The sequence below is a fragment of the Parapedobacter sp. ISTM3 genome (assembly GCF_016533505.1).
Taxonomy (GTDB): domain Bacteria; phylum Bacteroidota; class Bacteroidia; order Sphingobacteriales; family Sphingobacteriaceae; genus Parapedobacter; species Parapedobacter luteus.
The window spans coordinates 18,770-31,287 of the sequence record NZ_JAENGN010000006.1; the positions used below are offsets into that span (position 1 = coordinate 18,770).

The 12,518-nt window shown below is 48.7% G+C and carries 12 protein-coding genes and 2 tRNA genes; 9 read left to right on the forward strand and 5 right to left on the reverse strand.

Annotated elements, in window-relative coordinates:
- Positions 1 to 85: 85 nt before the first annotated feature.
- A complete protein-coding gene (locus tag JHJ32_RS09755; protein WP_079715783.1) occupies positions 86 to 865 on the forward strand; it encodes a TerC family protein in 780 nt (259 codons plus the stop codon).
- Here the strand turns inward: JHJ32_RS09755 and JHJ32_RS09760 are convergent.
- Positions 852 to 995, reverse strand: a complete 144-nt coding sequence (locus JHJ32_RS09760; protein WP_176146105.1) for a hypothetical protein — start codon at positions 993 to 995, stop codon at positions 852 to 854. The two genes, JHJ32_RS09755 and JHJ32_RS09760, sit on opposite strands and share 14 nt — an antisense overlap.
- Positions 996 to 1,095: 100 nt before the next feature.
- On the opposite strand from JHJ32_RS09760, the gene JHJ32_RS09765 reads away from it, so the two are divergent.
- Positions 1,096 to 2,211 (forward strand): M42 family metallopeptidase, encoded by a 1,116-nt coding sequence (locus JHJ32_RS09765; protein WP_200120861.1) that lies wholly within the window; start codon positions 1,096 to 1,098, stop codon positions 2,209 to 2,211.
- Positions 2,212 to 2,327: 116 nt separating this feature from the next.
- Positions 2,328 to 2,636 (forward strand): DUF3467 domain-containing protein, encoded by a 309-nt coding sequence (locus JHJ32_RS09770; RefSeq protein WP_079716026.1) that lies wholly within the window; start codon positions 2,328 to 2,330, stop codon positions 2,634 to 2,636.
- Here the strand turns inward: JHJ32_RS09770 and JHJ32_RS09775 are convergent.
- Both JHJ32_RS09775 and JHJ32_RS09780 read right to left on the reverse strand, forming a co-directional pair.
- Complete coding sequence (locus JHJ32_RS09775) at positions 2,633 to 2,788, reverse strand: DUF5670 family protein (RefSeq protein ID WP_176146106.1); 156 nt, start codon at positions 2,786 to 2,788, stop codon at positions 2,633 to 2,635. The two genes, JHJ32_RS09770 and JHJ32_RS09775, sit on opposite strands and share 4 nt — an antisense overlap.
- Positions 2,789 to 3,166: 378 nt before the next feature.
- Positions 3,167 to 3,254, reverse strand: a tRNA-Ser gene (locus JHJ32_RS09780).
- Between the two features lie 168 nt (positions 3,255 to 3,422).
- On the opposite strand from JHJ32_RS09780, the gene JHJ32_RS09785 reads away from it, so the two are divergent.
- The 6 genes from JHJ32_RS09785 to JHJ32_RS09810 all read left to right on the forward strand — a co-directional run bounded on the left by JHJ32_RS09785 (position 3,423) and on the right by JHJ32_RS09810 (position 9,772).
- Positions 3,423 to 3,499, forward strand: a tRNA-Arg gene (locus tag JHJ32_RS09785).
- A gap of 97 nt (positions 3,500 to 3,596) precedes the next feature.
- Entirely contained in the window at positions 3,597 to 4,604 is a 1,008-nt protein-coding gene (locus JHJ32_RS09790) for an NAD(P)H-dependent glycerol-3-phosphate dehydrogenase (protein ID WP_079715785.1), read from the forward strand.
- A gap of 4 nt (positions 4,605 to 4,608) precedes the next feature.
- The gene (ggt, locus tag JHJ32_RS09795) at positions 4,609 to 6,309 is read left to right on the forward strand and encodes a gamma-glutamyltransferase (RefSeq protein ID WP_200120862.1); all 1,701 of its coding nucleotides are present in this window, start codon (positions 4,609 to 4,611) and stop codon (positions 6,307 to 6,309) included.
- An 8-nt stretch (positions 6,310 to 6,317) separates the two neighbouring features.
- Complete coding sequence (gene hemF / locus JHJ32_RS09800; protein WP_200120863.1) at positions 6,318 to 7,220, forward strand: oxygen-dependent coproporphyrinogen oxidase; 903 nt, start codon at positions 6,318 to 6,320, stop codon at positions 7,218 to 7,220.
- 28 nt (positions 7,221 to 7,248) lie between these two features.
- Positions 7,249 to 8,493 (forward strand): pitrilysin family protein, encoded by a 1,245-nt coding sequence (locus JHJ32_RS09805; protein ID WP_200120864.1) that lies wholly within the window; start codon positions 7,249 to 7,251, stop codon positions 8,491 to 8,493.
- Entirely contained in the window at positions 8,486 to 9,772 is a 1,287-nt protein-coding gene (locus JHJ32_RS09810) for a pitrilysin family protein (RefSeq protein ID WP_079715788.1), read from the forward strand. Before JHJ32_RS09805 ends, JHJ32_RS09810 begins: the two co-directional genes overlap by 8 nt.
- 28 nt (positions 9,773 to 9,800) lie before the next feature.
- Here JHJ32_RS09810 and JHJ32_RS09815 read toward each other — a convergent pair whose 3' ends face one another.
- Both JHJ32_RS09815 and JHJ32_RS09820 read right to left on the reverse strand, forming a co-directional pair.
- Entirely contained in the window at positions 9,801 to 11,078 is a 1,278-nt protein-coding gene (locus JHJ32_RS09815) for an anthranilate synthase component I family protein (protein ID WP_079715789.1), read from the reverse strand.
- Positions 11,079 to 11,093: 15 nt separating this feature from the next.
- The gene (locus JHJ32_RS09820; protein ID WP_079715790.1) at positions 11,094 to 12,368 is read right to left on the reverse strand and encodes an adenylosuccinate synthase; all 1,275 of its coding nucleotides are present in this window, start codon (positions 12,366 to 12,368) and stop codon (positions 11,094 to 11,096) included.
- Between the last annotated feature and the right edge of the window lie 150 nt (positions 12,369 to 12,518).

Sequence of the window (12,518 nt, forward strand, 5' to 3'; positions counted from 1 at the left end):
GCCGGGCCAACCGAATATCAAAAAAAACGGAAGACTGCATCGGCAATGAAAAACAATGCGTACGTTTGCATGTTAATTGGTTACTATGGAATGGCTCTTAAACCCGGAGGTCTGGATATCCCTCCTGACCCTTACAGTATTGGAAATCGTCCTCGGTATTGATAATATCGTTTTTATCTCGATTTTAAGTGGTAAACTGCCGGGTGAGCAGCAGCAGAAAGCCCGCCAGTTGGGCCTTTTTCTTGCGCTGATCATGCGGGTGGGGCTGTTGTTTTCGATAAAGTGGATCATGTCATTGACGGAACCATTCCTGACCATCGGTGAGTGGCTGGGCATTCAAAACGGCAATATCAATCATTACCTGAACCTCTCGGGGCGGGATCTGATCTTATTGCTTGGCGGTTTGTTTTTGATTTATAAGGCGACGTCCGAAATACATACCAAATTGGAAGGCGAGGAGCACCGCCATGAACTGAAAGGGAAACCCGTCACGTTTGGCAATGTGATTGCCCAGATTGTCGTTTTGGACATTGTGTTTTCTTTGGATTCGGTCATTACAGCCGTTGGGATGGTCGATCGGATAGAAGTCATGATTGCAGCAGTAATTATAGCAGTGGGGGTTATGATGCTTTCCGCTGCATCGATCAGCCGTTTTGTAAACCAGCATCCAACAGTAAAGATGCTTGCGCTGGCGTTCCTGCTGTTGATAGGGGTGTCACTAACGGCGGAAGCTTTTGAACAGCACATACCGAAGGGATACATCTATTTCGCAATGGCATTCTCCGTGCTGGTAGAGTTCCTCAACCTTCGGGCCCAGAAAAAAAATACGAAACCCGCTGCACCAGGAGAAATCAAAGTGAATTGATGAGCACCCAATAACGGTATCCCAAAATCGCACGTTGGGCTTTGGTAAGCATAGCAGGATCCTTGCCTGCGTATTTGGGCAGCAATGCGTTGTTGAGCTTGACAAGCAACTTGAATAAGCTTTTTTTCATACCTCAGAACTTTGTATTTTGATTTGTGTCGCCATGGCCATAATAATTTCCTAAATTTGGCGGCGGCTAATTTATCCGTAACATAAAAACCAACTATAGTATGGCTAAAGCAAAAAAAGAACCAAAACAACATACCGCGGTCGTCACGCCTAAATCGTTGAATTTTTTTGAGCAGTATATCAATAATCCATCGCCTACTGGTTTTGAATGGGAGGGCCAGCGCCTGTGGCTGGATTATCTGAGGCCTTACGTCGACGAGACATTTACGGATCATTACGGGACAGCGGTGGGGGTGATTAATCCCAACGCGGATTTTAAGGTGGTTATCGAAGCACATGCCGATGAGATATCGTGGTTTGTCAACTACATTACGAAAGAGGGGCTGATCTATGTCATCCGCAACGGCGGCTCAGATCACCAGATTGCGCCGTCGAAGCGGGTAAATATCCATACGGATAAGGGAGTGGTGAAGGCTGTATTCGGGTGGCCCGCTATCCATACGCGATCGGGCGAAAAGGAAGAAAGCCCGACATTGAAAAATATCTTTTTGGACTGCGGCTGTGCCAGCAAGGAAGAGGTGGAAGCGCTTGGAATACATGTGGGCTGTGTGGTGACCTATGAAGATCAGTTCATGGTGTTGAATGACCGCTACTATGTGGGGCGAGCATTGGATAACAGGGCGGGGGGCTTTATGATCGCAGAAGTGGCCCGCTTGCTGAAGGAAAACAAAAAGGAACTTCCCTTCGGCTTGTACATCGTTAATTCGGTGCAGGAAGAAATTGGCTTGCGTGGAGCGGAAATGATTGCCCATCGGATCAAGCCTAACCTGGCTATCATCACGGATGTGACCCACGATACCCAAACACCCATGATCAATAAGGTCACGCAAGGCGATCTCGCATGTGGTAAAGGCCCCGTGGTTTCCTATGCGCCTTCCGTACAGATAAACTTCAATAGGCTCCTGATCGACACAGCGATGAAGAAAAACATTCCTTTCCAACGGCAGGCCTCTTCACGGTGGACAGGCACAGATACGGATGCGTTTGCGTATTCAAATGAAGGGGTACCTTCGGTATTGGTGTCGCTGCCGCTACGCTACATGCATACGACCGTAGAAATGATTCATAAAGAAGACGTAGACAACGTTATCCGCCTGATTTACGAGACGTTGCTGTCCATCAAATCAGCACATGATTTCCGTACCTTCGCACAATAACGAACCGTCGGCTTCGCGGAAAACAGGCTGAAGCCGATGGTTTCTCGTTTTTCATGCATTATTGGAAAATTCTTCGCACTTTTGTCTAAAGCTACATTATAAACGATGGCATGAGCATGGTAGAAAAGAACGAAAACCAATTGAATATAGAGCTTACGGAGGACATAGCGGAAGGGATTTATTCCAACTTGGCTATCATAACCCATTCCAACACGGAATTTGTAATCGATTTTATCCGCGTTATGCCGGGCATTCCGAAGGCCAAAGTGAAGTCCAGGATAATCTTGACGCCGGAACATGCCAAAAGGCTATTGCGTGCACTTGATGACAATATTGCCAAATATGAATCTGTCAATGGCAATATCGATGCGCATGACGACCCGCCCTTTCCGATGAATTTCGGGGGGCCTACGGCTCAGGCCTAAGTCCGCTTGGGCTTGCTGAAAATAGCCATGATAAACGCGATGGCGGCCAGTATGATGACAATATTAAACAGGCCCTTCAACGCGTATAAAAATATGCCTATTCCCCAGACAGCCAGCAGAATGAGTGCTAATATAAAAAGGAATCCTCTCATACGGTGTTTTTTTCAATACAACGGTTTATGTGCGGATTTGTTTGAATAATGAATTAAATAAAGGATGACGGGGGGGAAGAACGTTCCCTTTTTTGGAGCCATTTCGACCTTTGTGCCCAAACTGGTATCCCGCTTGTTGCAGACTCGTGCTGGCTGCAATAAGCGCAGCAGGTTGCAGACAGGCACACAAATTCTTTTGTAGCGGAGAGTGAGGGATTACCTTCATCTCGTTTCGGTGATCCCTTGGAGGGGGGGCTGCTCAAGCAAATGAAGCCATTCGCTTCGCTCATTCCTTTTTCCGTTTATCGCTGCATCGCACAAGCAAGCTTGGCTTGCCTGCAAACGAAAAAACCCCGCTATTGCGGGGCTTCATTTGCTTGGCGGAGAGTGAGGGATTCGAACCCCCGGTCCGGTTAAGGACAACGGTTTTCAAGACCGCCGCATTCGACCACTCTGCCAACTCTCCGCCGCAAAAGTACAAACTCTACCACATTTTGCAAATTCAATTATGCTTTTTTTGTTAAGCCTAACATTTTCAGTTGAATATTTTTTACGGATCCCAGAAAAAGGGAATGGGAATGAATATTGTTTTTTATATGGACAATTTTAGCTAAGTTTGCAGCGAAAAAAGGGAGCGCCCATAGCTCAGTTGGATAGAGCAACGGTTTTCTAAACCGTCGGTCTTAGGTTCGAATCCTAATGGGCGTACCAAGAGCCTCTTGATGTTCAAATTGAGGGGCTTTTTTGTTAGCTTACCATGCAAAAGCTAACTTACCAATTGGGTGATAGGTATCGTGAAATATAGGTTATGAACGTGATTAAGCAAACAGTTGGAATGGTGGGCAGCGGCAGCTGGGCGACAGCGATCGTAAAAATGCTGGAAGACAATAATGCGAATAAATCCGTGTTTTGGTGGGTGCGCAACCGCGAGACGGCTGATTACATTCGCCGGTTCAGGCATAATCCGAACTATTTGAGCGCGGTGACCATAAAAATCCCTAAACGTCATATTCATACCGATGTACGTTTGGTGTTTGACCATGCCGATATCATTATCCTTAACACCCCCGCGGCGTTTTTAAAGGCTGCGCTGGCTCAGGTCCCCCCCGAGGCTTTTCGGAATAAAATAATTGTATCTGCGATTAAAGGCATCATACCGGATGAAAACCAAATCGTGGGCGACTATCTTCAGGAACATTACCAGATACCTATCGAAAATATCGCGGTCATCAGTGGGCCTTGCCACGCAGAGGAAGTATCGCTGGAGAAGCTATCGTACCTGACCGTGGCATCGAAAAACACGGATGTGGCTGCATTGGTGGCCTCTTTGATTGGTACCCGTTACATCAAAACCAACGTTTCCGACGATATATACGGGACGGAGTATGCTGCGGTATTGAAAAACATTTACGCTGTCGCTGGAGGAATGTGCCATGGCGTCGGGTTCGGGGATAATTTTCAGGCAGTCTTGGTCTCCAATGCTATTAGGGAAATGGCTTATTTTGTGGATACCGTTCATCCGATTGAGCGTGATATCAAGGAATCTGCCTATTTGGGCGATTTGCTGGTGACGGCCTATTCGCAGTTTAGCCGCAATCGTACATTTGGAAATATGATTGGCAAGGGCTATTCGGTCAGATCGGCCCAACTGGAAATGAATATGATCGCCGAGGGGTACTATGCGTCAAATTGCATCCAGCAAATTTGCACGAAATATGCCATTGACTTGCCGATTTGTAACGCGGTGTATAACGTGCTTTACCAGCACCGATCGCCAGTTGCGGAAATGAAAGCTTTGGCGGAAAAATTAACCTGATAACATGAATAGACGAACCTGGATCACTTATCTATTATCTTTTTTCTTGATAGCAACGGCTGTTTCATGCGGTACATTCAAGAAGGAACGGCCAACACCCGTTTATCGCAATGGCATGGTCGTGACTGCCCACCCGGAGGCTTCGGGGGTGGGGTTGCAAATTCTTAAAGCCGGCGGGAATGCCGTTGACGCGGCCGTTGCCGTACAGTTTGCTCTTGCGGTGGTATATCCCAATGCGGGGAATATCGGCGGTGGCGGATTTATGGTATATCGGAGTGCTGAGGGCGACTTTGCCGCGCTTGACTTCAGGGAGGCTGCACCTGCGGCAGCGACGCGAGATATGTTCCTGGATGAAACAGGCAATCCCATTGCCGAGCTCAGCCTGCGCGGACAACTGGCTTCTGGTGTCCCAGGTGTGGTAGATGGTATGATCAAAGCGCATACAAGGTTTGGAAAGCTGGATTGGGAAGCACTGCTGCAACCGGCCATCCATTTGGCGAAGCAGGGCTTTCCGCTTACGGAGATGCAGGCCAAGGAGCTCAATAACAGGAGGGAGAGTTTCCAGAAGTACAATCCTGAAGGGACTGCTTTGATCAATGATGGAGAATGGAAGGCGGGAGATACATTGGTGCAGCCCGAATTGGCACATACGTTGTCGTTGATTAGCCAGAAGGGGAGGGCTGGATTCTATGAGGGGGAGGTAGCAGACCGTATCGTCGCAGAAATGGCCAGCGGCAACGGCATCATCAGTTATGCCGATCTCAAAAATTATGAAGCAAAATGGCGGGAACCCGTGATGTCGACCTACCGTGGGCTCAAAATAGTATCCATGCCGCCGCCCTCAAGTGGCGGGATTGCATTGATTTCCATGCTGAAATCCGTGGAGGCGTATCCGCTGTCGAAATGGGGGTTCCAAAAGGACTCGACCATGCGTGTGATGATAGAGGCTGAGCGCCGGGTTTATGCCGACAGGGCGACCCATCTCGGCGACCCGGACTATTATGAGGTGCCGCAAGCGATGTTGATTGACTCGGCGTATAATGCCGAACGGATGCGCAATTTTAGTTTTGGTCATGCCTCGTTCAGCAGCGATATTCATGCCGGCAGCTTGCCGAAAATCGAACATGAGGAAACTACTCATTTTTCCATCGTAGATAAAGCGGGAAATGCGGTGGCCATCACCACGACGATCAATGGTTCATACGGTTCGTATGTGGTGGTTGCCGGGGCTGGTTTCTTGTTGAATAATGAGATGGACGATTTTTCGGTAAAACCCGGCGCCCCCAATATGTACGGTTTGATTGGCGGCACTGCCAACGCCATCGAGCCGGGGAAACGTATGCTCAGTTCGATGACTCCCACCATACTGGAGAAGGAGGGGCGGTTGTTTATGGTCGTGGGCACACCGGGAGGGTCTACCATTATGACGTCGGTGTTTCAAACCATTCTCAATGTTGTGGACTTCGGCATGGATATGCAAGAAGCTGTTGCGGCGCCGAGGTTTCATCATCAGTGGTTGCCGGATGAAGTTGCACTTGAACGCGATGCAGTAAGTAAGGTTGTCCGCCATTCGCTATCCACGACAGGTTATAAGTTGGTAGATCGAGCAAGTATCGGCCGTGTGGATGCCATACTGATGTTGCCCGATGGTGCCATGCAAGGGGGAGCCGATCCTCGGGGTGATGATTTAGCAATGGGGTATTAATGGACAAAATGATGGATAAACAACAGATTGCCAACCAGTATAAATCCATTCAGGATATCATAACCCGAGGGTTGGAAGCTTTGGATGGAAAATCGACTTTTCAGGAGGAGCTTTGGCAGCGTGAGGGAGGCGGTGGGGGCCGTACGCGGATTATCCAGCAAGGTGCTGCCATCGAAAAGGGAGGAGTCAATTTTTCGGCTGTACACGGTGTATTGCCCGAACCGGTGAGAAAGGCGTTTCAGGTGGACAAAACCAACTTTTTTGCTACCGGTGTTTCCATTGTTATCCATCCCAATAATCCGTTTGTGCCGATCATCCACATGAATATCCGGTATTTTGAGTTGGACGACCGGGTTAAATGGTTCGGAGGGGGAATAGATCTTACGCCGCATTATGTTCAAACGGAAGATGCCGTCTATTTTCACGGCCAGCTCAAAAACATCTGCGACCGGTTCAGTCCGGCGTTTTACCCGGAATTTAAAGCGCATGCAGATCGTTATTTCTATATTAAACACCGGCAGGAAACACGCGGCATCGGTGGTATCTTTTATGACCGGCTTACGCCTGAAAAAACACAGGTGTCTTGGGAAACCATTTTTGACTTTTCCGCGGCGTTGGGACACGCGTTCGTACCCATATACTCCGAACTGATGAACCGGAACCGCCATCGGGAGTTTACTGCCGCCAACAAGCGCTGGCAACATCTTCGCCGGGGACGGTATGCGGAGTTTAATCTCGTATACGATGCGGGGACAAAGTTCGGCTTGGAAACCAACGGCCGCATAGAGTCCATTTTAATGAGCCTGCCGCCGCATGCGGAGTGGGCGTATGATTTCAGGCCTGAGCCAGGAAGCGCTGAAGCACAAACGTTGTCTTTGCTCAAGCAGGATATCGACTGGCTGGCACTATAACGGATTCAACGATTATATATAGGTAAGAATGGTTACATTCAATCGATTCACATTGGCTAACGGGTTGCGGGTGTTGGTGCACGAAGATGCGGCTACCCCCATGGCTGTGGTCAACTTATTGTACAATGTGGGAGCACGGGACGAATATCCCGATCAGACGGGCTTCGCGCACTTATTTGAACACTTGATGTTCGGCGGATCCATCCACATCCCAAATTATGACGCGCCATCGCAGGCTGTGGGTGCACAGAACAATGCTTTCACGAGCAACGATATTACTAATTACTACATCACCTTGCCTGCGGCTAACCTCGAAACGGCTTTCTGGCTGGAGAGTGATCGGATGCTTGGGCTGGCATTTAGCGAAAAAAGTCTGGAAGTGCAACGAAACGTCGTGTGTGAAGAGTTTAAGCAGCGTTATCTTAATCAACCTTACGGCGATGCGTGGCTGAGGCTACGCCCGCTGGCTTATAAAGTGCATCCCTATCGCTGGGCGACGATCGGCAAGGAACTTGCGCATATCGAGCAAGCGAACATGGCAGATGTCAAAGCTTTTTTTGCGAAACACTACCATCCAGGCAATGCAATCCTGGTGGTGGCTGGCAACGTGGGGACGGATCAGGTAAAGGAGTTGGCAACGAAATGGTTTGGTCCCATCCCGGCAGGCCGTGTTTATGTGCGCAATCTCCCGGCAGAACCGAAACAAGAGGAAGCCCGACGGGAGGTGGTGAAGGCCGATGTGCCGCTGAATAGTATTTATATAGCGTTTCATGGACCGGCACGCTTGGATGAAGGGTATTATGCCATGGATTTGATTTCCGATATGCTATCGCGTGGATCTTCTTCACGGTTATACAGGCGGCTGGTAAAAGAAGAGGAATTATTCAGCGAGATCAATGCTTACCAAACGGGAAGCTTGGACGCCAACCTGTTTGTCATCGAGGGAAAACCGCTGCCGCATGTTGCCATTGAGGCGGCCGAGCAGGTCATCTGGTCAGAATTGGATAGATTGAGGATGGAGCAGGTAGAACCTTACGAATTGAATAAGGTCAAAAACCGGATAGAATCGACGATGGTTTCCGCAGAATTGGCTATTCTCGAAAAAGCAATGAATTTGGCTTATTTTGAGTTGCTCGGCGACGCGGAGAAGTTCAACCATGAAGTCGAACGTTACCTCGCTGTTTCTGCTGCCGATATTCAGCAGCAGGCTCAACAATTGTTTAGAAAAGAAAATTCGTCAACGCTCATTTATATTGCCAAATCCCATGCTTGATAGAACATTGCCGCCGGCATATCATCCAGTAACTGACTTCAAACTGCTCAAACCTCTGCACATCCCGTTTCCGAATGGGGTGCAAACCTTCGTGTTCAATGCTGGTGACCAGGATCTTGTACGCATCGAGTGGATTTTTGGGAATGTGTTTGCCCAGGAAGATCAGTCGTTGTTGAATAGCTGCGCGAGCGAGCTCCTGCTCGAAGGGACTACCAAATACAGTAGCAAACAGATTGCTGAATTGGTGGATTTTCATGGTGCATTCCTCGTTCCAGAGTACGGCTACGATCAATCAGCCTTGACATTGTTTTCGCTGAACAAACACCTGGATCAGTTGTTGCCCTTGGTCAAGAATATTCTTACAGACGCTATTTTTCCTGAAAGGGAATTGGCTACCTATATCCGCAATAATAAACAGAAGCTTCAGGTATCGTTGAAGAAAAATAGTTTCGTGGCGCGTAGGCTTTTTAACAAGACATTGTTCGGGCCGACGCGCTATGGTTACATTCCTGATGTGCCCGACTACGATCGCATTGCCCGGGAGGCCTTATTGGCGCTGTTCAAGCAGCAATATACGCCCGCCAACTGCACGTTGATTGTCTCCGGTAAGGTCACCGACGGGGTCATTGACGCATTGAGGCAATTGTTTGGGGACAGCTGGCAATTGGCGGATAAGGCAATACCGGTGGATCCGGCACCAAAATTTGCGCCGACGGAAGGGCTGTTGGTCGTAGACGAGCGAAAAGATGCTTTGCAATCGGCTATCCGCTTGGGGAGCCAGAGCATCCAGCGATCGCACCCCGACTTTCCCGGCCTGCAGGTGTTAAATACCTTGTTGGGGGGGTATTTCGGCTCGCGCTTGATGACAAACATCCGTGAAGAGAAGGGATATACTTATAGCATCGGTTCGGGGCTGGCATCACTCCGCCATAGTGCCTTTTTTACCATCAGCTCCGAGGTAGGGGTTGCTGTAACCAAGGCCACATTGGCCGAGATTGAAAAAGAGATTCAGCGGCTTCGGGAAGAGCCGGTAGAGGAATCCGAACTGGCCTTGGTAAAGAATTACCTGATGGGCTCGATGCTGGGTAGCTTGGAAAATGTATTTTCGCATGCCGATAAATTTAAGACCGTGTATTTTTCAGGACTCGGCTTGGAATACTACGACTACTATTCCGATACCATCAATAGCATCACGGCGGAAGAAATAGCGAGGCTGGCCAACACATACCTGAATTACCAGAATATGATCAAAGTAATCGTTGGGAAATACGAAAGCTGATGCGGGCAACTTTGGCAATAGGGTGCAATTATTGGCTTTTAAGCACTTCAAACAATGCTTTCCCTTTCAGTAGGCACTCATTGTATTCCTTTTCAGGATCGGCATGGTGGGTGATGGCCCCGCCGGTATGGAACGATAGGTAACCATTTTCCGCATTGTATAGTAGGGTACGGATAACGACACTAAAATCATAATTGCCTTGGGGGCTGAAATATCCGAGCGCACCGGAATATACACCCCGGCGACTGTTTTCATAGCGATCGATCAGCTTCATGGCACTGATTTTTGGTGCTCCGGTCATCGAACCGGGAGGGAAGGTATTCCGGATAGTTTCTGTGGCGTTCATTCTTTCCTGTATCTGGCACGTGATGGTTGAAATCAGTTGATGCACTTGTTTGAAGCTGTGTATCTGCAACAACTCCGAAGCCTTCACCGTGCCCGGCTTGGCGCTCCTGGTCAGATCGTTCCTGACCAAGTCTACAATCATGATGTTCTCACTGATTTCCTTGGGATTGGCAGCAAGTGTAGCTTTCAACTGTTCGTCTTCAGCTGCGGTTTTGCCCCTTGGTGCGGTACCTTTAATGGGCTGGGATAACAAGGTGTTGCCGCTTTTGGACAGGAACCGCTCCGGCGAGGCTGAAAGGATATATTTTTGCCCAAATTTGAAAAAGCATGAAAACGGCGTAGGTGAAACCTCATTGAGCCTTCTGTAAGCACTCAACGGATTGAGTGACACCTCTTCGGCAAAAAACTCCTGGCAGAGGTTTACTTCATAAATATCGCCTTGCTGGATGTAGCGTTGTAAGGCGGAAAAGGCAGAAAAATAAGCAGACCGGTTCATTCGGGATTTCAAGTGTCCTTTGAATTCCAACGGCTCTTCGCTTATTTCGATCGCTTCGATTTGCTTGATGATAGCTTGCGGATCAGGGCCTTTGATTTCGGCGTTATATTGACCAATGAGCAAGGTGTATTGCGGAACAAAAAAATAGGCATCGGGAAAGTCGGTGTAATTCGGGTGGGTAGAATGTAGATCCTCGATTTCGTTTTTTAGGTCATACCCCAAATAGCCGGGAATCCACGTATTCGGATGGCGATCGATGAATCGTTGCAGCCTTCCAAACGTATCTGCGCCAGTTGATGTAAACGATTCGACGCACCCCACGGCAATGAATACATCAATGTTGCCGTAGTTGTCGCGATACCCATTGGAATCGAGATAGCACACATTATCAAACTGCGCGGCCCACTGTAACGCCTGCTGAGTGAATGTATCACTATCGTCAAGATGACATGCTAATGATACCATAAACAAAAAACAAAATCAGCTCAATACCAAAGTCTGCTTACGATCGGGCCCCACGGAAAGGTACTTTATGGGTACGCCGAGATGTTGTTCCAGGTAATGGATATACGCTCGCAGCGTCTCGGGAATTTGGTCCTCACGGGTAATACCGCATAAGTCGGCGTTCCATCCCTTGAGTTGCTCATATACCGGCTGCGGTTTGACGGTCACGATATCGTAGGGCATGTAATCGATTTTCTCGCCGTCCTGGATGTAATGGGTACAAACGTTGATGGTCTCAAACCCGCTCAATACGTCGGCCTTGGTCATTACCAGTTCCGTAACGCCATTGAGCATAATGGCATATTTGAGCGCTGGCAGGTCAATCCACCCCGTACGGCGCGGACGCCCGGTGGTTGCACCAAATTCATGCCCCAACTGGCGGAGCCGCTCTCCGGTCTCATCATCGAGTTCGGTAGGGAACGGGCCGCCCCCCACACGGGTGCAGTAAGCTTTAAAAATACCGATAACTTGGCCAATCCGGGCAGGAGCAACACCCAAACCGGTGCAGGCGCCGGCCGTGGTCGTCGTAGATGATGTCACAAAAGGATAAGAGCCGAAGTCGATATCCAACAGCGTGCCTTGTGCACCTTCGGCAAGTATGCGTTTGCCTCCCCTTAAATATTGGTTGACCAAATGCTCACTATCGACATGCGGGATAGTTTTCAGGAACTCGATAGCCTCCATGAAAGCCTGCTCACGTTCGCTAAAATCAGGGATTTCGCCATAATGGGATAAAATCGATTTATGCTTTTCTACAAGCCGCTGGTAGCGCTCCATAAAATCAGGCAAGGTCGTATCACCCACACGAAGTCCATTGCGCCCAGTTTTATCCATGTATGTAGGGCCGATACCTTTGAGGGTCGAACCAATTTTACCGGCACCCATATTGCTCTCCGAGGCCGCATCCAACAGTTGATGAGTAGGCAGAATGAGGTGAGCTTTGCGGGCGATGACCAATTTCCCTGTTGACACCGGATCAAAGCCGCTTTTCTTCAACGTGTCGAGTTCCCGCTTGAGAATGATAGGGTCTATCACCACCCCGTTGCCAATGAGATTGAGCGTGTCTTTATTGAAAATTCCGGAAGGGATGGTATTCAATACATATTTCTGGTTGTCAAATTCCAAGGTATGTCCTGCATTCGGCCCCCCTTGGAAACGGGCAATCAAGTCATATTGGGGGCAGAGCACATCCACAATTTTGCCCTTACCCTCGTCGCCCCATTGCAGGCCCAAAAGCACATCAACTTGCATAGTTTAATTAGCGTTGAAAAATTGAAATCATTTAATAATCAGTGAAAGATGGTAAGCGTATTAACCGACGACGCGGATTGCCGGAACATCAATTTCGTGGCAAATCTAACATAATTTTGATATTCTCCGACTTTAAAATCGAAAAGGCGG